We start from the raw sequence: 25574 nt of genomic DNA on the forward strand, positions 1-25574 counted from the left end.
GCGGGTCGCTGGCCCGCGCGGCAGGGGGTGTGCCCCTTATGCCGCCCTGCAGATCTTGAGTGTGTTGGTGCCGCCGGGCTGGCCCATGGGCTCGCCCACGGTGATGGCGTATACGTCGCCGGTCTGCACGATGCCGCGCTTGTTCAGGTGTGCTTCGGCGTCGGCCAGGGCGTTGTCGCGGTCGGTGTTGTTGTCCATCAGCAGCGGGCGCACGTTGCGGTAGAGCGTCATGCGGCGCTGGGTCGAGAGGTTGGGTGTCATGGCGTAGATCGGCATGCGCACGTTGTGCCGGCTCATCCACAGCGCGGTCGAGCCCGAGTCGGTCAGCGCGACGATGGCCTTGGCACCCAGGTGGTGGGCGGTGAAGAGCGCGCCCATGGCGATGGACTGGTCGATGCGCTTGAAGGTCTTGCCCTGGAAGTCGGCGCTCAGTTCCCGGTACTCGGCCTTCTCGGCCTCGGAGCAGATGTTGGCCATCTCCAGCACGGTCTCCAGCGGGTACTTGCCCGCAGCGGTCTCGGCGCTGAGCATCACCGCGTCGGTGCCGTCGAGCACGGCATTGGCCACATCGCTCACCTCGGCGCGCGTGGGCACCGGATTGACGATCATCGATTCCATCATTTGCGTGGCCGTGATCACCACCTTGTCCATTTCGCGCGCCATCTTGATCATGTGTTTCTGCAGGCCCGGCACCGCCGCGTTGCCCACTTCCACCGCGAGGTCGCCGCGCGCGACCATGATGCCGTCGGACACCTTGAGGATGCTCGCCAGTTCGGGGATCGCTTCCGCGCGTTCGATCTTGGCGATCAGGCCTGGCTTGTGGCCGATGGCCGCGCCGGCCACGTTGCAGAGCTGGCGCGCGAGCTCCATGTCGGTCGCATTCTTGGGGAAACTCACCGCCACGTAGTCGGCCCTCAGGCCCATGGCGGTCTTGATGTCGTCCATGTCCTTGGCGGTCAGCGCGGGCGCGGTCAGGCCACCGCCCTGCTTGTTGATGCCTTTGTTGTTGGAGAGCTCGCCGCCGAGCCGGACGGTGGTGTGCACGGCCGGGCCGATCACCTTGTTGATGGTGAGCACGATCAGGCCGTCGTTGAGCAGCAGCGTGTCGCCGGCCTTCACGTCGCGCGGCAGTTCCTTGTAGTCCAGGCCCACGCCCTCGATGTCGCCTGGCTCGGTGCGCGAGGCATCCAGCACGAAGGGCTCGCCCGGCTCCAGCATGACCTTGCCCTGGGCGAACTTGCCCACCCGGATCTTCGGGCCCTGCAGGTCGGCCATGATGCCGACCTCGCGCCCGGCGCGCTGCGCGGCCGCGCGCACCAGTTCGGCGCGGTCGATGTGGTCCTGCGCCGTGCCATGTGAAAAATTGAGCCGCACCACGTTGACGCCGGCGCGGATCATTTTTTCGAGCAGATCGGGATCGCTGGACGCAGGGCCAAGGGTGGCGACGATCTTGGTGGCGCGCAAGGGCATGGGGGCTGTCTCCGGGAGGAAGTGGGTGAAGGCCGGCAGGCCGTTCTGTAATTTGGTTTCAATTATCTGTGAAACCTGTTACAGGCCGGGTACAGCATCGGCGCGCCGCACAGGCCGTTGAGAACTTACGTACACGAGCGCAATGGTCTATGCTGCTGAAACACCGCGTTACAACGCGGCGAGCCAGGGATCAAGGCAGGCACGACCACCAGACAAGAGTCGGACCAACGTGCGGGTGATGGGGCCCTCATGAACACGGACAAGCATCTGCTGGCAGAGGCTCAGGCACCGGAGCCGGTGGCTGACGGGACTTCCAGGCCCGGACTGCCGCTGGGCCTGCTGTTTGACGAGCAACCCACGGCCGTGATCGTGGGCCGGGAATCGGACGGCCTGATCGTTGCCGCCAACCGGGCCTGGACGGCACTGACAGGCATCGACGCCGAGCAGGCGGTGGGCAAGACCAGCGTGGAGGTGGGCGTCTGGGTCGACGAGGCCGACCGACGGCAGTTTCTGCGACAGCTGGGCGACGAAGGCGCGCTCTACACCATTCGCGTGGCCGGAGGTGGCAAGCGCCAGGTGCGCACGCGCGTTGTCCGGCTGCAGTACGAGGGGGAGGCCTACCTGCTGGTGAGCGTGACCGACGCCGACCGCGAGGCCGCGGCCGAGGCCGCCCGTGCCGAGACCGAGGCCCATCTGCGGCAGTCCAACCTGAGGTTGCAGGCGCAGGTGGAACTGCACCAGGCGATCGAGAAGCTGGCCCGCGTGGGCTCCTGGACGAATGTGCGCGGATCGGACACGGTGGCCTGGTCCGAGGGCCTGTACGGCGTTGTGGGCCGCTACCCCGACGAGCGGCAGCTGGACAAGCGCGCGGCGCGCAGCGGCATCCACCCGGACGACCTGCGGGCCTGGACGGTGGCACGCGAGGCGCTGGATGGGCGCGAGCTCGATTTCCGCTGGGTGATGGCCGACGGGCGCCAGCGCTGGTTGCGCACGCGCATGAGCACCACGCGGGTCGAGGGCAACCCCGAGACCGACTACGGCGTGGTGCAGGACGTGACCGCCGAGCGCGAGGCCATCCAGCGGCTGGAGCAGCAGCTCTCGCTGCTGCAGAACGTGGCCGCTCGCGTGCCCGGCCTGATGTACCAGGCCCGGCTGCAGCCCGATGGCCGCAGCGCCTTCTCCTTCGTGAGCGAGGTCGTGCGCGACATGCTGGGGGTGGACCCCGGGGCCCTGCGGCAGGACGCGCGCGAAATCTTCCGCCACCTGCATCCCGATGACCGGCCCGGCGTGGTCGAATCGCTGCGGATCGCGACCGAGTCGATGCGGATCTGGCGCCACACCATGCGCTTCAACCTGCCCACGGGTGAGCAGCGCTGGTACAGCGTGGAGGCGGTTCCGAACCGGGAGAGCGACGGCACGGTGGTCTGGCACGGCTTCACCTGGGACGTGACCGAGGCGCGGCGCGCGGAGCAGAAGCTGCAGCAGCAGCACCGCATGCTGGAAGCCGTGCGGGTCGCCCAGTCGCTCTTCATCTCCGATGAAGGCAATCCGCAGGTGTTCGACACGCTGCTGGACAACCTGCTCAAGGCCAGCGGGAGCGCCAACGGCTTCATCGTTGAAGTGCACGGGGGTGGCGCGGACCCTGCGGGCGATCACGGGCCGCCGCTGGGCCGGCTGCTGGCGCCGGGGGCGCTGGCGGGTCGCGAAACCGGTCTGGAGGGCACGCTGGTGCACAGGGCGATCGAAAGCGGCCAGCCTTTCGTGCACAACCAAACCTGCGCGTGCACCGGGCTCGAACAGATCGAGGGGTGGCCGCCGTCCTCTCCCAATCTGGTGCTGATCCCGCTGGTGGTGGAGCAGCAGGTTCGCGCCGTCGTCGGCCTGTGCCACCACCCCGAGGGCTATCAGCTCGAGGATGTGGACTTCCTGCAGCCGCTGCTGGGCGTGGTGAGGCAGTTGCTGGTGGCGCGGCAGCACCATGCCGAGCGCGAACGTGCCGTGCACTCCCTGGAGGTCACGTCCGCCGCGCTGGTGGAGCGCACGGCGGCCCTGCAGGTCACGCTCGACAGCATGAGCCAGGGGCTGGCCAAGATCGAGCGCGATGGCACGGTTTCGTTCTACAACCGCCGCATGCTGGAGATGCTGGACCTGCCCGAAGACATGATGGCCAGTCGACCGTCGCATGCCGCCGTCTCCGCCTTCATGGCCGCGCGCGGCGATTTCGGCGAAAACTTCCAGCTCGTCGAGGCCAATGGCAGGGACTACGTGACCCTGCGCGGGCAGGCGTCCGTGCCGGATCGCTACCTGCGCAGGACACTGGACGGCAGGGTTCTGGAAGTGGGCACGCGCATGCTCGACGACGGCGCCGCCGTCCGCACGATCACCGACGTCACGTCCTACATCGCCGTCCAGGAATCGCTGGGCGCGGAGCGCCAGCGCCTGGCCTGGATCCTGGAGGCCACGCGGCCGGGCGTCTGGGAGGTCAACCTGGGCACGGACGAGCTCAAGGTCAATGACCGCTGGTCCGAGATGCTGGGCTACGCGCCGGAAGAGCTCGGCCTGCGCTACAACCGCGACTGGGAGCACCTGGCTCACCCGGACGATCTGGTGCGTGCCAATGGACTGCGCGACCGCCACATCGCGGGCGAGCTGCCCTACTACGAATGCGACCTGCGCCTGCGGCACAAGGACGGCCGCTGGGTCTGGGTCAACGCGCGCGGAAGGGTGCACCGGCGCGACGAGGATCAGCGCGCGCTCTTCATGTCGGGCACCCACATCGACATCACCGACCGGGTGGCGGCCCAGGAAGAGGTGCGCGCCCTCAACGCCAGCCTGGAGCAGCGGGTGGAGGAGCGCACGGCGGCGCTGGAGCGCTCGATGCGCGACATGGAGGCCGTGTCGTACTCGATCGCGCACGACCTGCGCGCGCCGCTGCGCTCGGTGAATGGTTTCGCGGCGGTGATCGCCGAGGAGGACGAGGCCGCCTTGAGTCCGGGTGCGCGCGACATGTTCGGACGCATCGTCAAGGCCTCGCGCAACATGGGTCAGATGCTGACCGACATGCTCGAAGTGCTGCGGGTGGTTCGGGTGGAATTGCAGCCGGTGCCGGTGGACATGCGCGCGCTGGCGCTGGAGGTGGCGGAGAGCCTGTCACCCCAGTTGCGCAACGCCCGCATCGACATCGGCCCGCTGCCGCAGGCCATGGGCGACGCGGTGTTGTTGCGTCAGGTGCTGAGCAACCTGCTCGACAACGCGCTCAAATACTCCACGCACCAGACCGAACCGGTGATTCAGGTCGGCCACGACGGCATCCGCAATGCCTACTACGTGAGCGACAACGGCCTGGGCTTCGACATGGCCCACGCGGGCAAATTGTTCGGCATGTTCCAGCGGCTCGGCAACCGCAGCGACGTGCCGGGCCTGGGTGTTGGGCTGGCCATCGTGGCCCGCATCGTCGAGCGCCACAACGGTCGCGTGTGGGCCGAGTCCGAGGCGGGGCAGGGCGCCACGTTCTGGTTCCGGATTCCCTCACCCGGGCCCACTGCCGACTGAACCGCCCGGCGCCCGTGCCGGCAGTTCCGCCTGCACGCTGGTGCCGCTGCCGGGGGTGCTCGTGACGTCCAGTCGCCCCGCGTGCGACTCCACCCGCACCCGCATGCCCATCAGGCCGTGGTGACCGGCGGGCACGGCCTCGGTGTCGAAGCCCAGGCCGTCGTCTCGCACCAGCACGCGCACCCAGTCGCCGGTTTGCCCCAGTTCGACCAGCACCTGTCGCGCCTGCGCGTATTTGCGCACATTGGTGAGCGACTCCTGCACCAGCCGGTACACGGTGAGCTCGGCGTCCTTGTCCAGTTCGACCGGCGAGAGGTGCGAGCGCACCGGGATGCCCAGTCCGTTGCCCGCGTCCTGGCACAGCATTTCCAGCGCCGGTATGAGGCCCAGTTGATCGAGCGAAGAGGGGCGCAGGTGCTCGACGATGCGCCGCTTCACGGCAATGCCTTCATTGAGTCGCAGCTCGATGCCGGCGAGTCGCTCCAGCGCCGCGACGGGCACGTCGGGCACGCGCCGCAGGCGCGCGATCTCCAGCTTCATCGCAGTGAGCAGGCCACCCATCTCGTCGTGCAGCTCGCGCGCCACGCGCCCGCGCTCGTCCTCGCGCGCGTTCACGTGGTGGCCAGCCAGGTTGCGCAGCGCGGTGGTGCGCAGGGCCACCTGGGCCGTGAGGCGTTCGTGCTCCTGTGCCTCGCGCCGGTCGCTCTCGCGCAGCTGGCGCATGAACAACAGCAAGGCCACCACCACCAGCACCACCAGGCCATGCAGGGCGACGCGGTTGATCAGCAAGGCGTCGTAGAGGGACACGCGGGCCATGGTTTGGATGGCCGCCGCACGCTCCAGCACGAACTCGAATTCCTGGCGCAGCTCCGCGTAGCGCAGCCGGCCCTGGTCGCCACTGGCCAGCGTCCTGGCCTGGGTCGGGCGCCCCTGTTCGGCCATGCGCACCCATTGCTCCAGCGTGGCCGCTCGCGCGTCTATGTGCTGGCTGACATCGCCCAGGGCCAGGGTGCGCTGCGGATCCAGATCGGTCAGCAACTGGAACACACCCTGGCGCACGCTCTCCATCTCGTTGATGGCCTCGCGGTAGTTTTCGAGGTCCCCCGGGTCGGTGCTGATGATGTAGGCGCGCGCCGCGGTCTCGGCGTCGGTCAGCGTCTGCAGCGTGCGCGCGGCCTGCAGGCGCGCGTCCGTCAACGTGATGCCCTGCGCGAGGGTGGATCGCGAATGCTGGTAGGTGCTCTCGGTGATCGCCATGGTGATCACCGCCAGCGCCACGATGACGGGCATCGCGTAGTGCGTGCGGACCGCGCGATGGATGGATGATTTGATCATCGCGGGGTTGTAGCACGGGCGCCGAGGGCGCGATCCATCGGGCCTGTGGCGGGTAGTCGCGCCTGCACCCGGGTGCCCTTGCCCGGTGCCGATGCCGCCGAAAAACGGCCACCCAGGGACTCGATGCGGTGGCGCAGGTTCTTCAGCCCGAGCGCGGAGGCCGAGCCCGGATGTCCTGCGTATCCGCGGCCGTTGTCGGTCAGGGTCAGCACGAATTCACCGTCCACGGTGGCCAGTGACAGCACCACCTCGCTCGCACCCGCATGCCGTTCGACGTTGGACAGCGCGCCCTGCACGACGGCAAACAAGGCCTGTCGAGTGGGTTCGTCGGCGTCGACGGCCTGCAGGTCGAGACCGATGGGCACGCCTGTCTCGCGCTCGAACTCGCGCGCGCGCTGCTCGATCGCGGCCGACAGGCCGAGGTTGTGCAGGCTCGCGGGCACCAGGCTCTCCATCAGTTGCCGCTTCATGTCGATGCCCTGGTCCAGCGTGGCGCCCAGGTGGTGCAGGCGCGCGGTGATCTCGCTGCCTGGCGCGGGCAGCGCATGGCGCAGGCGAGTGAGGTCGAGCTTGGCCGCGGTGAGCAGCGCGCCGAGTTCATCATGCAGGGCGCGCGCCAGTCCGCTGCGCTCGCCGTCGCGCAGCTCCTGCAGGCTCAGGTTGAGCAGGGCCAATTCCTCGGTTCGCAGCCGCACCTGGTGTTCAAGCGAATCGCGCTCAGCCTGCAGGTGGCGGGCGTGCGCGATCTGACTGGCCTGCAGGGCCGCGTTCTTGCGCAGGAAGAACACGTACGCGAGCAGGCTTAGAAGCGTGAGGCCATGCACACCCACGCGGCCCGCTTCCAGCGTGCGGTAGATCTCCGCCCGCTCGCTGGCCACGCGGCGGTCCTCCGTGACCAGCAGCACGTCGGCGATGCGGCGCGCGCTCTCCATCTTCTCGCGCCCGATGTCGGTCAGCAGCAATCCTCTCCAGCTGTCGTGCTGCCCCTCGTTGTACAGCGATATGGTTTCCGCCACCTCGGACGCCTTCTCCAGAACGCGCTGCTCGAGCGCGTCCACCAGTTTCAGGAGTTCGGGGTCGCTGCGGTGGTGTTCGCGCAGGCGGTTGATGGCGTGCGCCATGTCGGTCTCCGCCGCCGTGTAGGGCGCCAGGTACTGCGCGCGGCCGGTGAGAAGGTAGCCGCGCTGGGCGGTCTCGATGTCAAGCAGGCGGCGCATCACGGTCTGCACGGCGGTGCGCGCATTGTCGCGTCCGCCCATGCTGAACAGCGAGTCCAGCGCGCGTTGATAGGTCCATTCCGAACCGGCAAAGACCGCCAGTGCCAGCAGCATGGCCAGCGCAGTGGCCAGCGGCGTTCCCCACCGTGAGTTGCGCCAGGGCTGTGCCGGGGACATCGGTGGGCGCTGTCAGGCCTATTGAAGATCGCCCGGTGCGGTGGCCGAGCCGTCTGCGATGCGCTCGCAGTAGGTGATCAGGTCCTCGAGCTCGCAGGATTTGTCGAACACGCGATCAGCGCCCAGCGCGGCGCAGCGCCGACGGATGTCGGGAGTGGCGTAGTTCGTCAGCACCACCTTGCGTACCGGCAGATGGGCATCCTGAGCGGCCTTTAGAACGCCCAGCCCCGAGCCGCTCAACAGGAAAATGTCCACGATCATGAGGTCGCAACGGTCACCGCTGCCGAGCCATTGCACGGCAGCCGACTCGTCGCGCGCGTGGCCCACCACCTCGACGTGGGCCAGTTCTTCCAGCGTGGACACAAGGTTCTCGTAGATGACCTTGTTGTCCTCGACGATGAAGGTTCTGAGCGGCGACATGGACGGACGGAAAGTGGGTGAAGCCTGGAGCGGTGGAATGCGAATGCAACCATCATGCAGCGTTCGTGTGTGTTTGTATCACCGCGGCCACCCATTGTTCTGTAGTCCGCGTCCTACACGGACGAGGGGCCGCGGGGGCTGCCTGGAGCGGGTGTCAGCGCACCACGATGTCGTTGCGCACGCTCTTCACGCCGTCCGTGGTCCTGGCCAGGCGTTCGGCGGTGTCGCGCTCGGCCGCGGACTTGGCGAAGCCGGAGAGTTGCACCGTGCCGTTGAGTGTCTCGACATTGAGCGAGGTGGCGCTGACGACCGGGTCCTTGGCAAAGCGGGCCTTCACGCGCGTGGTGAGGGTGGTGTCGTCGATGTAGGCACCCACGGTCTGCTGGTCGCGGGCCACCGCGCAGCCGGTGACCTGGACGACCGCGAGGGCGGCCGCGGTGGCGAGTAGGGCATGGGACAGTTTCATGGAAATCTCCTCGGAGTAAGGGGCAGTGGGCTGCCCCGCGGGCGGGCCACCGTGTCGGTGTGCGCCTCGTGGGGCAGGGGTGGTCATTCAAAGCAGGACATCAGGCCGGGTGTCAGCCCTTGGGTTCGACCGTCAGGCGGTTCTCCACGCGCTGCACGCCTTCCACCGCGGAGGCCAGCATGGTGGCGCGGTCGCGGGCGGCGGCATCGGGGGCCGTGCCCTTGAGTTCGACCAGACCGTTGTTGGTGTCCACGTCGATCTTCAGCGCGCTCAGCTGGGTGTCTTCGGCCAGGGCGGCATTCACCTTGGCGGTGATCGCCATGTCGGTGGCGCCTGCGGCAATCCTGTCGCCCGTCTCACTCAGCGTATCGGCGGCGTTGCTGCCTGCGGCCTTGAGATCCTGCGCGGCGTCCCGGGTGTCGGCGCGCAGCTCGGTGCCCGCGCTCTGCGTTTTTTCAACCGCGTCGTCGATTTTCTGGCCCACGGTGGCGTCTTCCTGCTGGCCACAGGCCACGATGAGGGAGGTTGCCAGCGCTGCGGCCGCAAGGGCGGTGTATCGGGTGGTGCGTTTCATGATGAAGTCCTTTCAGTTCGCCGGCCCGTGCCGGCGGATGGGGTGAATGGCGGAGGGTTGGGGGTCGGAGGTGGCTCAGTGCCGACGTTGCTTCTTGTCGGGGCTGGCTGCAAACCAGTCGTCGCCGACGCGGCGCTCCCACTCGGCCACCTGGCGCTCGGCTTCGTCCTTGGCCACGCCATAGCGTTCCTGGATCTTTCCGGCGAGCTGCTCGCGGCGACCCGCGACGACGTCGAGATCGTCGTCGGTGAGCTTGCCCCACTGTTCGATCATCTTGCCTTTGGCTTGCTTCCAGTTGCCTTCAATGCGATCCCAGTTCATGTGTGACTCCTTCGATGGTGGTTGCGGAACCGGCCGGGAGGCCGGTGGCGGCCTTGACGTGGTAGGCGTCGTGCCGTGAAGTCACTGTAGGAAAGGCGGGCCGCGTGCGATGTCGGGCGTGCCGCCGCGCGCTTGTAGGACATCGCCGATGCCCCGAACGGTTTGTAGGACCCGTCCGACGGCACGCACGCGCAGGGCCTGTTAAATTGCAGCGCACTCCCCGCCCGCATGGCGGACCCACCCCGAGGACATCATGATCAAGGTAGGCATCGTCGACGACCACGCCATCGTGCGATCCGGCTTGCGCCAGTTTCTCGGTGAGCATGTCGACCTGAAGGTGACAGGCGAGGCCAACAACGGGCGCGAGGCGCTCGAACTGGCGCGCGGCGGCGAGGTGGACGTGCTGCTGATGGACATCTCCATGCCCGACCAGGGCGGGGTGGATGCGCTGCAGGCGATCAAGGCGCGCTTTCCCGAACTGCCGGTGCTCATCCTCAGCGGGTTTCCGGAAGCGCAGTACGCCACCATCCTGCTGCGCAGCGGCGCCAGCGGTTACCTCAACAAGGAATGCGCACCGGAGGACATCGTCGCCGCCATCCGCACGGTGGCGCGCGGGCGGCGCTACATCAGCCCGGGGGTGGCCGAACTGCTGGCCGACAACGCGGCGGGTGATGCCGAACGCGCCCCGCACGAGTTGCTGTCCGAGCGCGAACTGCAGGTGTTCCTGCGCCTGGCCCAGGGCGAGACCATCGGCCACATGGCCGAGGCCATGTTCCTGAGTGTCAAGACCGTGAGCACCTACCGCACGCGCGTGCTCGAGAAGCTCAAGCTCACCAGCAACAGCGAGCTCACCTACTACGCGCTCAAGAACGGCCTCATCCAGTAGCTGCGCGGGCGCCCGCCGCCCGAATGTCGGTGTTCTCCTACGCGGAAGCGGCGCGCGGGCTTGCAGCCTCATCGAAGGGGCTTTCCTACAGTGAAGGCATCACAACGGCGGTCGTTGTGAACCTTCAACCGGTCGGCCCGCCGACCCCTCACAGGAGCCCACCATGCTGCACTACGCTGTGGTTTTTTTCGTCATTGCATTGATCGCCGCCGTCCTGGGCTTCGGCGGCATTGCGGCCAGCGCGGCCGGCATCGCCCAGGTCCTGTTCGTGATCTTTCTGGTGCTGGCGCTCGTCTCGGTGGTCTTCGGCCTGATCCGCAAGCGCTGAGGCCTCGGCGGTGTCAGAGCCACTCGTGTTGCTGGTGGCCCGCAGCGGGCCACGGCGCGACGCCTTGCGCCGCTGCGTGCGGGAGTGCGCCCCCGACTGCCGCATTGCGCACGCCGACACCTACCTCGAGGCCATGGAGCAGGCCACGCACATGCCCGTGCACCTGCTCATTCTCGATCTGGCGCTGGACAGCGTGCTGGTGCCTGCCTTTGAACGCTTTCTGGCCCACGCCGCGCCCCAGGCCCGCCTGCACGTGTTCGATGACACGAACGACATGCTCGAACCGACCGAGCCGACGGAGGTGGACCAGGCCGATGCGCCGGCGATGGAACGGCTCGCCGCCATGCTGCGCAGCCACATCCGGGATGCGTCGTCATAATATGAAATTCAGTAGTATTTTGTTGACATTCATATCGTTTTAAATATAATAAGCGGCTCACTTCATCTTCAACCCGTGTGCACGCCGTGCCCCGGAGTCAGGGAAGTCCCGGCGCGGTCCGGGTGTCTGCGGACAGCTTTCTGTTGGCGCCCCCTTCTGTGGCGCCTGCTCCACCGGCCGCCGTGCGCCAGCCGATCCCCTTTTCCCACTTCCCCATTCACAGACCCGCCCGGCAAGCGACCGGGCACACCTATTTGTCTGAGGCGTTGCGGTGATCGGCTTGTCCGTCAGGAGGGCAGACACGCATGTGTGGAATCGCAGGAGAAATCCGGTTTGACGGAACCCCCGTCGATGTCGAGGCGCTGGCGCGCATGAACCAGCACCAGCGCCCGCGCGGGCCCGATGGCCAGGGCTTGCAGGTGAGCGATCGCTTCGGCTTTGGGCATCGCCGGCTCAAGATCATGGACCTGTCGGACGCGGCGCAGCAGCCCATGTTCGACCCCGCGCTGGGCCTTGGCATCGTGTTCAACGGCGCGGTCTACAACCATGGCGATCTGCGCAAGGAACTGCAGGCGAGGGGCTACCAGTTCCATTCCACCGGCGACACCGAGGTGCTGCTCAAGGCCTGCCACGCCTGGGGTCCGGACTTTGTGAAGCGGCTCAACGGCATGTTCGCCTTCGCCATCTGGTCGCGCGACAGCGGCCGCGTGCTGCTGGGGCGCGACCGCCTGGGCATCAAGCCGCTGTACCTCGCACCCGTCGCGGGGGGCCTGCGCTTCGCGTCCACCCTGCCCGCACTGCTGGCCGCCGGCGGCGTCGATACGGCCATCGACCCGGTGGGTCTGCACCACTACCTCTCGCTGCACGCCATCGTGCCGCCGCCGCACACCCTGCTGCGCGGCGTGCGCAAGCTCGCGCCCGGCACCCTGATGCAGATCGAGGCCGACGGCACGACCACCGAACACGGTTTCTGGTCCCTGAGCTACGAGCGCAACGCCGCGGACGAGGCGCGCAGCTTTGATGACTGGCGCGAGATCCTGCTCGATGGCCTGCGCGCCGCCGTCAAGCGCCGCCTCGTGGCCGACGTGCCGGTGGGCGCGCTGCTCTCGGGTGGTGTTGACTCCAGCCTCATCGTTGGCCTGATGGTCGAGGCCGGCGTGAGCCATCTGCGCACCTACAACGTCGGCTTCGAGGACGTGGGCGGCGAGAAGGGCAACGAATTCGAATACGCCGACATCGTCGCGGAGCGCTTTGGCACCACGCACGAACGCATCTTCGTTCCCGAGGCCGAGCTGCTGGGTCGCCTGCCCGAAGCCATCGCGGCCATGAGCGAGCCGATGGTCAGCCACGACTGCATCGGCTTCTACCTGCTGTCCGAGGCGGTATCGCGCCACAGCAAGGTGGTGCAGAGCGGGCAGGGCGCCGACGAGGTGTTCGGTGGCTACCACTGGTACCCGAAGCTGCAGGGCAGCACCGAACCGGTGGCCGACTACCTGGCGGCCTTTCGCGACCGCGACCACGCCGAAATGGAGCAGGTGCTGCAGGCCCCCTGGATCGGCGAGGACCACACGGCGAACTATGTGGCGCAGCGCCTCAAGGCGCCGGGCGCGAGCGACCCGGTGGACCAGGCGCTGCGGCTGGACACCACCGTGATGCTGGTGGATGACCCGGTCAAGCGCGTCGACAACATGACCATGGCCTTCGGCCTGGAGGCGCGCGTGCCCTTCCTGGACCACGAACTCGTTGAACTCGCCGCGCGCATTCCCGCGCGCCACAAGCTCGCCGGGGGCGGCAAGGGCATCCTGAAGGAAGCCGCGCGCCGCGTGATCCCGTCCGAGGTGATCGACCGGCCCAAGGGTTACTTCCCCGTGCCCGCGCTCAAGCACCTCAAGGGGGCGGTGCTGGAGAACGTGCGCGACGCGCTCCACAGCCGCGCGGCGCGCGAACGCGGCCTGTTCCAGACGGGCTACGTGCAGCGCCTGCTGGACGACCCGTCGGCGCACATCACGCCGCTGCGCGGCTCCAAGCTCTGGCAGCTTGGCCTGCTGGAAATCTGGCTGCAAACCCACCTGCATTGAAGGAGAAGCACGATGCAACGCAAGGATGCTCAACGGGCCCTGAGGCTGGGCCGCGAAGCCATGCCGCAGGCCGAGAAGCCGCGCGGCCACACCCCGCCGCGGCGCAACGTGACCGCCACCTGCGGCTGGGGTCGCCTGGTGGCGGGCCACACGTTCGCCGAGCCGGCCGACATCGCCACCGCCCTGCTGGAGGAACAGCCCGGGCAGCGCGACATCGCCTTCTATGTGGACAAGCCGCACGTGGTGGTCTCGCACGCGCCGCAGCAGCTCTTCGTCGATCCGTCCGAGACCTTCCGGCTTGCCCTGAACAACTACACGCCGGCGCGCGCGGCGCGGCGTGGTTTCACGGTGCGGCGGCTGCGCTCGCGCGCCGACGTGGCCGCCATCAATGCCCTCTACCGCGCGCGCCGCATGGTGCCGGTGGACCCGGCCCAGGTCTGGGGCCAGCGCGCCGGGCGCCAGGTGGTCTACGCCCTGGCCGAGGACCGCGACACGGGCGAGGTGCTTGGCGTGGCCATGGGGCTGGACCACGCCGAGGCGTTCGCCGACCCGCAGCCCGGATCGAGCCTGTGGGCGCTGGCGGTCTCGCCGCAGGCCAGCCACCCCGGCATTGGCGAAGCGCTCACGCGCTACCTGGCCGAACACTTCCAGGCGCGCGGGCGCGCGTTCATGGACGTGTCCGTGCTGCACGACAACGCCTCGGCCATTGCGCTCTACCAGAAGCTGGGCTTCCAGCACATTCCGGTGTTCGCGGTGAAACGGCGCAACGCGATCAACGAGCCGCTGTTCACCGGCACGGCCGGCGGCACCGACGGCCTCAACCCCTATGCCCGCATCATCGTGGACGAGGCGCGGCGCCGGGGCATCCGCGTGGAGGTGATCGACGCCGAGAACGGCTACTTCAAGCTCAGCCTGGGCGGGCGCAGCGTGGTCTGCCGCGAATCGCTCTCGGAACTCACCAGCGCCGTGGCCATGAGCCGTTGCGCGGACAAGCGCGTCACGGTTCGCCTGCTGGCGCAGGCCGGGCTGAGCGTGCCTCAGCAGGCGATCGCCGGTGACGCCGAGCACAACGCCGCGTTCCTGCGCGAGCAGGGTGCCATCGTGGTCAAGCCGGTGGATGGTGAGCAGGGCAAGGGCATCGCGGTCAACCTCACATCCACCGAGGACGTTGAGGCCGCGATCGAGAACGCCAGCCACTTCGGTGAGCGCGTGCTGCTGGAACAGTATTGCGAAGGCCAGGACCTGCGCATCGTCGTCATCAACCACCAGGTGGTGGCCGCCGCCATCCGCAAGCCCGCCACCGTGGTGGGCGACGGCCAGTCCAGCATCGCGCAGCTGATCGACAAGCAGAGCCGGCGCCGCGCGGCCGCCACCGGCGGCGAGTCGCGCATCCCGGTGGATGGCGAAACGCGCCGCTGCATCGGGCTGCAGGGCCACACGCTGGACGATGTGTTGCCCTTCGGCCAGTCGCTGGCCGTGCGCAAGACCGCCAACCTGCACACCGGCGGCACCATCCACGACGTCACCGAACAGCTGCACCCGGCGCTCAAGAACGCCGCCGAACACGCCAGCCGCGTGCTCGACGTGCCGGTGACCGGGCTCGACTTCCTGGTGCCCGCGGTCGACGGGCCCGAGCACGTGATCATCGAAGCCAACGAGCGTCCCGGCCTGGCCAACCACGAACCCCAGCCCACGGCACAGCGCTTTGTCGACCTGCTGTTTCCGGGCTCCACCCTGGAGGAAACCCATTCATGAGCAAGCAACCCGAGACCGCGGGCACGCCCGCCTTGCCCACGATCGACTACGCCTTTCTCGAAGAGACCATGCTGCAGCTGCTGGCCATTCCCAGCCCGGTGGGCCTGACCGACGCCGTGGTGCGCTACACCGCGAGCCGGCTCGACGCCATCGGCATTCCCTACGAGATCACGCGCCGCGGCGCCATTCGCGCCACGCTCAAGGGCCGCGAGGCGCGCCCGGCGCGCGCCATCGTGGCGCACCTGGACACGCTGGGCGCGATGGTGCGCGAGATCAAGGACAACGGGCGCATCGGCATCGTGCCCATCGGCAGCTGGTCGTCGCGCTTTGCCGAAGGCGGTCGGCTGACGGTGTTCACCGACACGCAGCAGTTGCGCGGCACCTGCCTGCCGCTGAAGACCTCGGGCCATGCCTACGGTGACGCGATCGACACCCAGCCTTCCAGCTGGGACCATGTGGAGGTGCGTGTGGACCTGCCCGCGCACAGCGCGCAGGACCTGAGCGACGCCGGCATCCATGTGGGCGACTGGATCGCCTTCGACCCGCAGCCCGAGGTGCAGGCCGACGGCTACATCAACTCGCGCTACCTGGACGACAAGGCCGCCGTGGCCGTGCTGCTGGCGGCCTGCAAGGCCATCGTCGACAGCGGTCGCAAGCCGCCGGTGGACGCGCACCCCCTGTTCACCATCACCGAGGAAGTGGGCTCCGGCTCGTCGGCCGCGCTGCACGGCGACATCGCCGAAATGGTCAGCCTGGACATCGCCATTGCCGCGCCCGGGCAGAACACCGACGAGCGCGCCGCCACCATTTGCATGCAGGACATGGCCGGCCCGTTCGACTACCACCTCACGCACAAGTTGATCGAGCTGGCGCGCACGCACGGCATCGCGCACCGCCGCGACGTGTTCCGTTTCTACCGCTCCGACTCGGCGGCGGCGGTGGAGGCGGGCAACGACATCCGCACCGCGCTGATCGGCTTCGGTGCCGACGCCTCACACGCGCAGGAGCGCACGCACCGCGATTCGCTGCAGGCGCTGGCCGACCTCAGCGTGGCCTACCTGTTGTCCGAGCCGGTGGCCCGGCGCGACCGCAGGTCCATGGGATCGCTCGAAGGCTTCACCGAGCAGCTCAAGCCGGCAGAGATGCAGGCCGCGCCCACCACACTGCCCGATCCGCAGGAATTCCTGGAGGCGGACGGGACGGTGTCGCCCGAGAACAGCTAGCGCGATTCCTCGCGCCACAGCGGCCGCAACGCCCACAGCCCCAGCGCCGGCCCGATGGCCAGCCAGGGCAGCAGCGCGCCCAGCGGCACGTGTTCGGCCAGCGCGACAAAGAGCAGGATGCTCGCGATCGAGATGCCGAAGCCGATGCTGTTCGTCAGCGTGAGAACGCTGCCCACGGCCTGTGGCGGCGCGTTGCGCGCGGTGAGGGTGGAGAACTGCGGCGAGTCGCCCGAGACGGTGATGCCCCAGAGCACGAGCCAGCCGTAGAACAACACGTCGGCCGCGTCGATCATCCAGAACGCCGCCAGGCAGCACAGGCCGCTGGTGGCCAGCTGTGTGCCCGCCACGCGGGCGCTGCCCCAGCGCTGCGCCACCCAGCCGCCGCCTGCGCAGCCGATCACGCCCGCACCCAGCACGAGGAACGCCGCCCACGACAAGGCGGTGCCCTGCAGCCGTGTCGCCAGCACCAGCGGCACCATCACCCACATGGTGTAGAGCTCCCACATGTGACCGAAATAGCCGAGCACTGAACTGCGCACGCGCGCATCGGTCCACAGCGTGGCCAGTGCACGCCACTGCAGCACCGACACCCGCGCCTGCGCATGCGGCGGGTCGGTGGTGCAGAAGAACAGCATCAGCCCGCCGGCCGCCGCCAGCGCGGCCACGCCCAGCATGAGCGTGGGCCAGGGCAGGGCGCCGCTGAGCGCGCGCAGCGCATGCGCGCTGGCCGAGCCCAGCACCAGCGCGCCGATCAGCAGGCCCAGCGCACCCCCCAGGCCACGCGTGTACCACTGTGCCGCGATCTTCATGCCCACCGGGTAGATGCCGGCGAGAAAAAAGCCGGTGGCGAAGCGCCAGACCAGCAGGGCCGAGTAGTCGCGCACCATCCACCACGCGCCCACGGTGCAGGCCGCGCCCGCGAGCGCACAGACCAGGAACACGCGCCGCGGCGCGAAGCGGTCGGCAATCGCCAGCAGTGCGAACACCAGCGTGCCGAGGATGAAGCCGAACTGCAGCGACGAGGTCAGCGTGCCCACCGCGCTGGTGGGCCAGCCCAGTTCGCGCTGCAGATCCGGCATGACGGCATTGACCGCGAACCACAGCGACGTGCCCATGAACTGCGCCAGCACCAGCACGGGCAAGACATGGCGGGGGACTCGGTCATTGGTGGTCATAAAGGTCTCAGTCGGTTTTCTGCGACGCGCTGGACCAACGGGGGCGTGTCCCAGGCGCCTCAAGGGTCCGGCTCCGCCGGCCCGAGAGGTGGTCCCCCCTCCCAGCCGAAGGCGTCAGAGAGGGGGGAAGCCGCGTCAGCGGCGCAGGGGGGTGCTTCTCCATGTCACCGTCGCAGCTGCGTGAAGGCGTCGAACTCCCAGCTGCGCATCGCCAGCACCAGGGTGTAGCCCTCGCGGTCGGTTTCACCAAGCTTCTGGTCGGTCTGGTGTTGCTGGGCAAAGTCTTGCGCCACGCGCTGCAGCCGCTCCAGGAAGGCCGGCGCGAGCGTGCGGCTGACCGAGCCATGCACCAGCATCACGCCCTCGCCCGCGCCATCGAATCCACCGGCGAAGTAGTCCAGCAGGGCGTGCTCGCGGAAGTAGTTCATCACCGGGCCGTGCGGGCGCCAGCGGAAGGTCTTGGCCAGCTTGAGCCGGTAGCGGTTGAGCGGGCGCAGCTCGATGATGCCGATGCGGTCGAGCTGCGCCAGGTACTTCACGCACTCGGCCTCGCTCAGGCGGTACCGGGCGGTGACCTGCTCCGGCGTCCACTGGCTGAGCACGCAGATGGCCACCAGCAGCAGTTTCTTGTCGGCCACCACGGCGCGCTCCTGCTCCTGCGTCATCTCACGCAGCAGCGGCTGGGTGTCGGCCACGCGCCGCGCGAGGTCGGCGAAATCGAGCTTGAGCGCGCGGCAGATCTCGTCCACCCGCGAGAGCGACATGTCGCCCCTGGCCAGCATGCGCTTCACGCTGGACTCCGCCATGCCCAGGGCGCGGGCCAGGTCGGCGTAGGTCATCTGCGCGGACTTGAGTTCCTTCTTGAGCGCGAGAACAAGGTCGGCGGTGGTGCTCATGGATGGTCGAGTATCGGTACGCGGTACCGGCTGGCCGGGTTGCTGCGACTGTATCGGAAGGCGCGCCCGCGATACGGTGCCCGGCGGGACACTGCGGCGTGCGGCAGAATCCGCCGCAACAACGCCACAGGAGGAGACTGCATGAACCCCACCGCCACCACCGCGTCCGACGCGGCAGCCACAGCCAGCGCGCCAACCCACGAAGGCGGCCAGTTCGCCCTGCTGGGCCAGCGCCGCTTCGCACCGTTCTTCTGGACGCAATTCCTCGGCGCGGCGAACGACAACCTGTTCAAGTTCGCCTTCACCGTGCTCGTCACCTACCAGCTGCAGGTGAGCTGGCTGCCGGCGGAGCTGGCGGGGTTGGTGATCGGCGCGCTGTTCATCCTGCCCTTCCTGCTGTTCTCCGCCACCAGCGGGCAGCTCGCCGACAAGCTGGACCGCCGCCTGCTGATCGTGTGGCTCAAGCGCGCCGAGGTGCTGATCATGGCGCTGGCGGCGTGGGCTTTCTTCGTGCAGAACATCCCGGTGCTGCTGGCGAGCATCTTCCTCATGGGCCTGCAGTCCACCGTGTTCGGGCCCGTCAAGTTCGCCTACCTGCCGCAGCACCTGAACGAGCGCGAGCTCACCGGCGGCAACGGCGTGGTGGAGATGGGCACCTTCGTGGCCATCCTGCTGGGCAACGTGGCCGGCGGCCTGATCATCGCCGTGCCCGAGATCGGCGCGCACCACGTGGGCTTCACCTGTGTGGCGCTGGCGGTGCTGGGCCGGTGGACGGCCCACCACATCCCGGTCTCACCGGCCATGGACCCGGGCCTGAAGATCAACTGGAACCCGGTCACCGAAACCTGGCGCAACCTGAAGCTCGCCTACGGCAACACGGTGGTGTTCCGCTCGGTGCTCGGCATCAGCTGGATGTGGTTCTTCGGTGCCGTGTTCCTGAGCATGTTCCCGGCCTTTGCACGGGACGTGCTGCACGGTGACGAGCAGGTCGCCTCGCTGCTGCTCGTGGTGTTCTCCATCGGCATCGCCACCGGATCGCTGCTGTGCGAGGTGCTCTCGCGCCGGCATGTGGAGATCGGCCTGGTGCCCCTGGGCGCGATCGGCATGAGCGTGTTCGCTATCGACCTGTTCTTCGCCACGCGCGGCCTGCCGCCCGCCAGCGGCCTGGGCCTGCAGGCCTTCGTGGTCGACGCGGCGCACTGGCGCGTGCTGGCCGACCTGGCCCTGCTCAGCCTCTTTGCAGGCCTGTATAGCGTGCCCATGTACGCGCTGATCCAGATGCGCAGCCAGCCCACGCACCGCGCGCGCATCATCGCGGCGAACAACATCCTCAACGCGCTGTTCATGGTGGCCAGCGCCGTGATCGCGGGCGCCCTGCTCCAGGCCGGCTTCACCATCCCGCAGATGTTCCTGCTGGTGGGGCTGGCCAATGCGGTGGTGGCTTTCTACATCTTCATGCTGGTGCCCGAGTACCTGCTGCGCTTCATCGCCTGGGTCGCCTCGCGCTGCGTCTACCGCTTCAAGGTGACGGGCGATGCGCACATCCCCACCGAGGGCGCGGCCGTGATCGTCTGCAACCACGTGAGCTTCGTCGACGCGGTGCTGCTGATGGCCGCGAGCCCGCGCCCCATCCGCTTTCTCATGGACCACCGCATCTTCCGCGTGCCGGTGCTGGGCTGGCTGTTCCGACTGGCCAAGGCGATACCGGTCGCGCCGCAGAAGGAAGATCCGGCGGCCTACGAGTCCGCATTCGAGTCCGCCGCCGCCGTGCTGCGCGACGGCGAGCTGCTGGCCATCTTCCCCGAAGGCGGCATCACCGCCGACGGCACGCTGCAGCCCTTCAAGGGCGGCGTGATGAAGATCCTGGAGCGCGCCGGGGCCGACGGCCTGAAGGTTCCGGTGATCCCGATGGCGCTGACCAACCTCTGGGGTTCGTTCTTCAGCCGCGTCGAGGTGCGCCACGGCGAGAAGACCGCCATGGTGCGGCCGTTCCGGCGCGGGCTGTTCAACCGGGTGGGCCTCAACGTGGGCGAGCCGCTGGCGCCGTCGGCGGTGACGCCGGATGCGCTGCACGGGCGGGTGGCGCAGTTGCTGCGTTGAGCGCGCGCCGGGGCTTCCGCCCTGGTTTAAGGTATCAATTTGTGATACCTGTGAGATCTATCTTCGATACAGGTCCAGGTTTCTGGGTCTTTCGGCGCGGCCTGGGGCCACCATCGCGGCTCCTCAACAACCCCGAAGGGTTTTGCACATGGCCTCGAACCGTTCTCCCCTCATCGTGATGCGCGACACCCGCGCCTGGCAGCTCCAGGTCTGGGTCTCGTTCGGTATCGCCGTCTTCCTGTGCGCCACCGGGCTGGCGTACCTGCCCGGGCAGGCGCTGGACCGCGCGTTCATGGTGATGGGTTATGTGTTCTGTCTCTCCACCGTGTTCGTGCTCTCCAAGGCGGTGCGCGACAGCCAGAAGGCCTCGCTCAATGGCGAGACTGAAACCCCGATGTGGCGGCTGGTGGTCTGGGGTGGCTTTGCCGTGGCCATGGGCCTGACGGGCTGGGGTCTGCTGCGCATGGAGATCAACGACACCTACCGCGCCTACCTGGGCGTGAGCTGGCTGTACCTCGTCACCTCCGCGTTCACGCTGGCCAAGACCCTTCGCGACCGCCACGAAGCCGATCTGAGCGAAGCCCAGGTGCGCGGCGAGCTGATGGGCCGCCAGCAGGCGATGCAGGAACGCGCCGCTGCCCGCGACGCCGAGTGATCGCGCGCCCTTCATCTCCCCAACACCTGGAGCTTTCATGAACACGATCAAGTGGAAATCCCTGGCGCTGGTCGCCAGCCTGTGTGCCGCCTTCGCCGTCGCCAGTGCCCCGGCGCGGGCGCAAAGCGAGGCCTCGGCCGCGCTGTCGTTGCTGCCGGTTGCCTCCGTGGTGGCCACGGCCTCGGTGGGCGCGGCGGCGGTCAGCGCCGTGCCGGTGGCCTTGTCCACCGCCGGCGCGGTGCTGACGGTCAAGGCGGTGGAGAGCACCGCGCGCGGCACGGTCTATGTGCTGGAGCGGGCCTCCGACGGCGCGCGCGCCAGCGTGGAAGTGGCCGGGCGCGCCGCGTCGGGTGTGGTGGTCGGTGTGGGCACGGTGGTGGCGGTGAGCGTGATCGGCACCGGCGTGCTGCTGTCGGCGGCGGGCGAGGTGCTGGCCTTCATCCCGAACGAACTGGGCCGCGCCCTGCTGCACAACGAGCGGGTGACGCCATGAGCCGCGCGATGAAACAGATGGCCTGCGCCATGGCGCTGGCGCTGGGGCTCCTGGGCACCGCCCACGCCGGCCGTTCCTGCGAACAGAAGCCTTTGACGGCGCATGACATCGAACAAGGCATGGCGCTGGCGCAGCGCACCGCGCAGGCGCTGGACGCCGAACATGCCCGCAGCGGCGCGCGGGTGGTGGTGCTGGCGCGCGCCGGGCAGGACTTGAGCAAGTACCAGCTGCGCTACTCGCACCTGGGCTGGGCCTACAAGACCGACGCGGGGCCCTGGCGCGTGCTGCACAAGCTCAACCAGTGCGGCACGGCGACGGGCGACCTGTACCGGCACGGCCTGGGCGAATTCTTTCTGGACGACCTCTGGCGCCATGAAGCCGCCTGGGCGGTGCCCGCACCTGCGCTGCAGGCGCCGCTGCTTGCATTGCTGAGCGATTCGCGCCGCGCGGTGTTGCTGCACGAGCGCGCCTACAACCTGGTGAGCTACCCCTGGAGCCAGCGCTACCAGCAGTCCAACCAATGGGCGATCGAGACACTGGCCATGGCGGCCGAGCCGGGTGTGGCGACGCGCGAGCAGGCCCAGGCCTGGCTGCGCTTCAAGGCCTACCAGCCGACCACGCTCCGCCTCGGTGCGTTCACCCGGCTGGGCGCGCGCGCCGGCACCGCCAACGTGGCCTTCGACGACCACCCGAACGAGAAGCGCTTCTCGGATCGCATCGAAACCGTCACGGTGGACTCGGTGTTTCATTGGTTCTCGCGCAGCGGCATCGCGTCGGCACCGCAGGCGCTGGCTCTGTGAGCCTGCGCCGTCTGCAATCGTTTCAATACCGCTGGAGGGCATGAACATGGGCAAGGCGTTGCGTTGGTCGGAGAAATGGTTTCATCGGGGGCTGTGGTTGGTGGCCTTCGTGTTCGCGTGGTTCCTGGTGGGGCTGGGCAGCACCATCGTGGGCGACCTGCCGCAGGTGGAGCAGCAACGCACGCTTGATGAATTTCTGGATCCACAGCGCGCGCCGCAACTGAGGCAGGACATCGACGCCGCACAGCGCGCGGCCCGGGACGCGCAGGACGCGCTGGACCAGGCGCAGTTGCGGCACCGCACCGCGCAGGCCAACCACCGCGCCGCGCGCGACACCTTCAGCAACTGGCTGGCCACGCGCAACGCCACCCAGCGGCCCGAGCAGGACCCGGAACTGATCGAGCGCACGCAGCAACTGGAGGGCTATCGCGGCAGCGAACGCGAGGCGCTCGCAGCGGTGGAGGCACAACAGCAGGCCGCACTGAACGCGCGGCAGGCGCGGCAACGTGCCCAGGCCGAACTGGCGCAAATGCAGGAGGACGCGCGCCAGTCGTACGAGTCGGCCCGGCGCGCGCAGGAGTTGCGCGTGTTCCTCTACCGCCTGGCGCTCACGCTGCCCCTGCTGGTGGCGGCGGGCTGGCTGTTCGCGAAGCAGCGCAAGAGCACGTACTGGCCTTTCGTGTGGGGCTTCATCTTTTTCGCACTGTTCGCCTTTTTCGTGGAGCTGGTGCCCTACCTGCCCAGCTATGGCGGCTATGTGCGTTACATCGTGGGCATTGTGATCACGGTGATCGGCGGGCGCTTCGCCATACATGCGCTGCAGCGCTACCTGGAGCGCCAGCAACAGGCAGAGACCCTGCCCGACCGCCAGCGCCGCCAGGAGCTGGACTACGACCTCGCGCAGACCCGTCTGGCCAAGGGCGTGTGCCCGGGCTGCGAGCGCGCGGTGGACCTGAAGGACCCGAAAAACGACTTCTGCCCGCACTGCGGGATGGGCCTGCACAACCCCTGTGGCGCCTGCCAGACGCGCAAGAGCGCATTCGCGCGCTACTGCCATGCGTGTGGCGAGCCGGCGGCGCGGGCGGACGGGGCGGCGGCCCCGGGCTGAGCCGATTTTTCTCCGGGGGCGAGGGAACCCAACGGGTGGCAAGCCTCTCTACGATCTGCCTCTCGCCAAAAAGGCGGTTCATTTCCCTGCGTTGCCACTCATGTTCTCTCGCCGCCTCTTCCTCGAATCCACGTCCCTGAGCGCGGTATCCGCCGCGCTGCTGTCGCTGAGCGCCTCGGTGCCCGCCGTCCACGCCGCCGGCAAAGCGCAGCGCCTGCCGGTGCTGTTCATTGGCCATGGCAGTCCGATGAACGCGATCTCGGACAACCGCTTCACCCGCGAACTCGCGGCCTGGGGCAAGCGCCTGCCCGCGCCGCGCGCGATCCTGGTCGTCTCGGCCCACTGGCTCACCGGCGGCGCCACAGGCGTGACGGTGAACGAGAAGCCGCCGACGATCCACGACTTTGGCGGCTTCCCGCGCCAGTTGCACGAGATGCAGTACCCGGCCAAGGGCCATCCCGAGCTGGCGCGCGCCGCAGCGAAGTTGATCCGCAGCAACCCCAGTGTGCCCACGACGGAATGGGGGCTCGATCACGGCACCTGGACGGTGCTGCACCACCTCTTCCCGAAGGCGGACGTGCCCGTGTTTCAGGTCTCGATCGACTACGACAAGCCGGCCGACTTCCACTACACACTGGGCCGCGAGCTGCAGGCCTTGCGTGAGCAGGGTGTGTTGATCATCGGCAGCGGCAACATCGTGCACAACCTGCGCGCGACCGACCGGGGCACGCCCGAGCAATCGAAAGCCAGCCGGCCCTGGGCGCAGGCCTTCGACGAGCGCGTCAAGCGCGCGCTGGATCAGCGCGATGACAAGTCCTTGCTGGACTACACCGGGCTGGACATGTCCGCGCGCATGGCGGTGCCCACGCCCGACCACTACTGGCCCTTCCTCTACGCCCTGGGCGCGGCCGATGCTGGGCAGGTGCCCCAGCACGTGTTCGAGGCCTTCCACAGCGGCACGCTGAGCATGCGCTGTCTGCAGTTTGGCTAGACCCCACGTACCCGGTCGGCCTTGAACTGCGCGCGGAATGCGCTGAACGTGCCGGCGTCCAGCGCCTCGCGCACCTCGCGCATGAGGTTCAGGTAGTAGTGCAGGTTGTGGATGGTGGCCAGCATGGGGCTGAGCATTTCGCCGCAGCGGTCCAGGTGGTGCAGGTAGGCGCGGCTGAAGCCGTCGCGCCCGCCGTCGGCCCAGCTGACCCCGCTGGCGCCGGCGCAGGCGTGGCAGGTGCAGGTCGGGTCCAGCGGCTGGTGGTCGGTCTTGTGGCGCGCGTTGCGGATCTTCAGGTCGCCAAAGCGGGTGAACAGCGTGCCGTTGCGCGCATTGCGCGTGGGCATGACGCAGTCGAACATGTCCACGCCGTCGGCCACGCCCTGCACCAGGTCCTCGGGCGTGCCCACGCCCATGAGGTAGCGCGGCTTGTGCGCGGGCAGGCGGTGCGGCGTGTGCGCCATGATCTGCAACATCTGCTCTTTCGGCTCGCCCACGCTCACGCCGCCGATGGCGTAGCCGGGGAAGTCCATGGACACCAGCGCGTCCAGCGACTCCTGGCGCAGGTGCTCGAACATGCCGCCCTGCACGATGCCAAACAGCGCGTTGGGGTTTTCCAGCCGCGCGAATTCATCCTGTGATCGCTTCGCCCACCTCAAACTCATCTCCATGCTCTTGCGCGCCTCGGCTTCGGTGGTGATGTGGCCGTTGGTCTCGTACGGCGTGCACTCGTCGAGCTGCATCACGATGTCGCTGTTCAGGCCGGTCTGGATCTGCATGCTCACCTCGGGCGACATGAAGAGCTTGTCGCCGTTGACGGGGCTGGCGAAGTGCACGCCGTCTTCGGTGATCTTGCGCATCGCGCCGAGCGACCACACCTGGAAACCGCCCGAGTCGGTCAGGATGGGTTTGTGCCACTGCTCGAAGGCGTGCAGGCCGCCAAAGCTCTGCATCACCTCGCGGCCCGGGCGCATCCAGAGGTGGAAGGTGTTGCCCAGGATGATCTGCGCCCCCATGTCGTGCAGGCTTTGCGGCATCACGCCCTTGACGGTGCCGTAGGTGCCCACGGGCATGAAGATGGGCGTCTGGACCACGCCGTGGTTGAGCGTGAGCCGGGCGCGGCGCGCGTGGCTCGTGGGGTCGTTCTGGAGGACTTCAAACTGCAGCATGGTGCA

General features: G+C 68.4%; 23 protein-coding genes. 13 read left to right on the forward strand and 10 right to left on the reverse strand.

What is annotated here, in order from left to right; all coding sequences use genetic code 11:
- Positions 1 to 36: 36 nt before the first annotated feature.
- Positions 37 to 1470 (reverse strand): pyruvate kinase, encoded by a 1434-nt coding sequence (pyk, locus tag AB7P10_RS09020; RefSeq protein ID WP_428293511.1) that lies wholly within the window; start codon positions 1468 to 1470, stop codon positions 37 to 39.
- Positions 1471 to 1719: 249 nt separating this feature from the next.
- Here pyk and AB7P10_RS09025 point away from each other — a divergent pair, with 249 nt between their 5' ends.
- On the forward strand, positions 1720 to 5022 hold the full coding sequence (locus tag AB7P10_RS09025) for a PAS domain-containing protein (RefSeq protein ID WP_428293512.1): 3303 nt from the start codon (positions 1720 to 1722) through the stop codon (positions 5020 to 5022).
- On the opposite strand, the gene AB7P10_RS09030 is transcribed toward AB7P10_RS09025, so the two are convergent.
- The 6 genes from AB7P10_RS09030 to AB7P10_RS09055 form a co-directional block, all read right to left on the reverse strand.
- Positions 4999 to 6357 (reverse strand): CHASE3 domain-containing protein, encoded by a 1359-nt coding sequence (locus AB7P10_RS09030; protein WP_428293513.1) that lies wholly within the window; start codon positions 6355 to 6357, stop codon positions 4999 to 5001. The genes AB7P10_RS09025 and AB7P10_RS09030 overlap by 24 nt on opposite strands.
- Positions 6354 to 7751, reverse strand: a complete 1398-nt coding sequence (locus AB7P10_RS09035; protein ID WP_428293514.1) for a CHASE3 domain-containing protein — start codon at positions 7749 to 7751, stop codon at positions 6354 to 6356. Before AB7P10_RS09035 ends, AB7P10_RS09030 begins: the two co-directional genes overlap by 4 nt.
- Before the next feature lie 18 nt (positions 7752 to 7769).
- Positions 7770 to 8171, reverse strand: coding sequence for a response regulator (locus AB7P10_RS09040; RefSeq protein ID WP_428293515.1), 402 nt, complete (start codon positions 8169 to 8171; stop codon positions 7770 to 7772).
- A gap of 154 nt (positions 8172 to 8325) precedes the next feature.
- Complete coding sequence (locus AB7P10_RS09045) at positions 8326 to 8637, reverse strand: BON domain-containing protein (RefSeq protein ID WP_428293516.1); 312 nt, start codon at positions 8635 to 8637, stop codon at positions 8326 to 8328.
- Between the two features lie 112 nt (positions 8638 to 8749).
- On the reverse strand, positions 8750 to 9211 hold the full coding sequence (locus AB7P10_RS09050) for a BON domain-containing protein (protein WP_428293517.1): 462 nt from the start codon (positions 9209 to 9211) through the stop codon (positions 8750 to 8752).
- 75 nt (positions 9212 to 9286) lie between these two features.
- Entirely contained in the window at positions 9287 to 9532 is a 246-nt protein-coding gene (locus AB7P10_RS09055) for a CsbD family protein (RefSeq protein WP_428293518.1), read from the reverse strand.
- A gap of 253 nt (positions 9533 to 9785) precedes the next feature.
- On the opposite strand from AB7P10_RS09055, the gene AB7P10_RS09060 reads away from it, so the two are divergent.
- From AB7P10_RS09060 to AB7P10_RS09085, 6 genes are all read left to right on the forward strand, one after another.
- A complete protein-coding gene (locus tag AB7P10_RS09060; RefSeq protein WP_428293519.1) occupies positions 9786 to 10418 on the forward strand; it encodes a response regulator in 633 nt (210 codons plus the stop codon).
- A gap of 163 nt (positions 10419 to 10581) precedes the next feature.
- Positions 10582 to 10746: a DUF1328 domain-containing protein gene (locus AB7P10_RS09065; RefSeq protein WP_297651585.1), complete on the forward strand. Its 165-nt coding sequence runs from the start codon at positions 10582 to 10584 to the stop codon at positions 10744 to 10746.
- A 10-nt stretch (positions 10747 to 10756) separates the two neighbouring features.
- On the forward strand, positions 10757 to 11125 hold the full coding sequence (locus AB7P10_RS09070; RefSeq protein WP_428293520.1) for a hypothetical protein: 369 nt from the start codon (positions 10757 to 10759) through the stop codon (positions 11123 to 11125).
- A 305-nt stretch (positions 11126 to 11430) separates the two neighbouring features.
- Entirely contained in the window at positions 11431 to 13203 is a 1773-nt protein-coding gene (locus tag AB7P10_RS09075) for an N-acetylglutaminylglutamine amidotransferase (RefSeq protein ID WP_428293521.1), read from the forward strand.
- A 12-nt stretch (positions 13204 to 13215) separates the two neighbouring features.
- The gene (gene ngg, locus AB7P10_RS09080; RefSeq protein WP_428293522.1) at positions 13216 to 14958 is read left to right on the forward strand and encodes an N-acetylglutaminylglutamine synthetase; all 1743 of its coding nucleotides are present in this window, start codon (positions 13216 to 13218) and stop codon (positions 14956 to 14958) included.
- Positions 14955 to 16181 carry an osmoprotectant NAGGN system M42 family peptidase gene (locus AB7P10_RS09085; protein ID WP_428293523.1) on the forward strand — a complete coding sequence of 409 codons (1227 nt, stop codon included), beginning with the start codon at positions 14955 to 14957 and terminating at the stop codon, positions 16179 to 16181. Before ngg ends, AB7P10_RS09085 begins: the two co-directional genes overlap by 4 nt.
- Here AB7P10_RS09085 and AB7P10_RS09090 read toward each other — a convergent pair.
- Positions 16178 to 17356, reverse strand: coding sequence for an MFS transporter (locus AB7P10_RS09090; RefSeq protein ID WP_428293524.1), 1179 nt, complete (start codon positions 17354 to 17356; stop codon positions 16178 to 16180). The two genes, AB7P10_RS09085 and AB7P10_RS09090, sit on opposite strands and share 4 nt — an antisense overlap.
- 164 nt (positions 17357 to 17520) lie before the next feature.
- Complete coding sequence (locus AB7P10_RS09095; RefSeq protein ID WP_428293525.1) at positions 17521 to 18252, reverse strand: helix-turn-helix domain-containing protein; 732 nt, start codon at positions 18250 to 18252, stop codon at positions 17521 to 17523.
- Between the two features lie 141 nt (positions 18253 to 18393).
- On the opposite strand from AB7P10_RS09095, the gene AB7P10_RS09100 reads away from it, so the two are divergent.
- From AB7P10_RS09100 to ygiD, 6 genes are all read left to right on the forward strand, one after another.
- Entirely contained in the window at positions 18394 to 20352 is a 1959-nt protein-coding gene (locus tag AB7P10_RS09100; protein ID WP_428293526.1) for an MFS transporter, read from the forward strand.
- 148 nt (positions 20353 to 20500) lie between these two features.
- Complete coding sequence (locus AB7P10_RS09105; RefSeq protein ID WP_428293527.1) at positions 20501 to 21007, forward strand: YiaA/YiaB family inner membrane protein; 507 nt, start codon at positions 20501 to 20503, stop codon at positions 21005 to 21007.
- Between the two features lie 37 nt (positions 21008 to 21044).
- The gene (locus AB7P10_RS09110) at positions 21045 to 21500 is read left to right on the forward strand and encodes a hypothetical protein (protein ID WP_428293528.1); all 456 of its coding nucleotides are present in this window, start codon (positions 21045 to 21047) and stop codon (positions 21498 to 21500) included.
- A gap of 8 nt (positions 21501 to 21508) precedes the next feature.
- A complete protein-coding gene (locus tag AB7P10_RS09115) occupies positions 21509 to 22300 on the forward strand; it encodes a DUF2145 domain-containing protein (RefSeq protein ID WP_428293529.1) in 792 nt (263 codons plus the stop codon).
- 46 nt (positions 22301 to 22346) lie between these two features.
- Positions 22347 to 23408: a serine endopeptidase gene (locus tag AB7P10_RS09120; RefSeq protein WP_428293565.1), complete on the forward strand. Its 1062-nt coding sequence runs from the start codon at positions 22347 to 22349 to the stop codon at positions 23406 to 23408.
- A 100-nt stretch (positions 23409 to 23508) separates the two neighbouring features.
- Complete coding sequence (gene ygiD, locus AB7P10_RS09125; protein ID WP_428293530.1) at positions 23509 to 24399, forward strand: 4,5-DOPA dioxygenase extradiol; 891 nt, start codon at positions 23509 to 23511, stop codon at positions 24397 to 24399.
- Here the strand turns inward: ygiD and tgt are convergent.
- Complete coding sequence (gene tgt, locus AB7P10_RS09130; RefSeq protein ID WP_428293531.1) at positions 24396 to 25568, reverse strand: tRNA guanosine(34) transglycosylase Tgt; 1173 nt, start codon at positions 25566 to 25568, stop codon at positions 24396 to 24398. The genes ygiD and tgt overlap by 4 nt on opposite strands.
- Positions 25569 to 25574: the final 6 nt, after the last annotated feature.

It is taken from the genome of Hydrogenophaga sp. (assembly GCF_050182545.1).
Taxonomy (GTDB): domain Bacteria; phylum Pseudomonadota; class Gammaproteobacteria; order Burkholderiales; family Burkholderiaceae_C; genus Hydrogenophaga.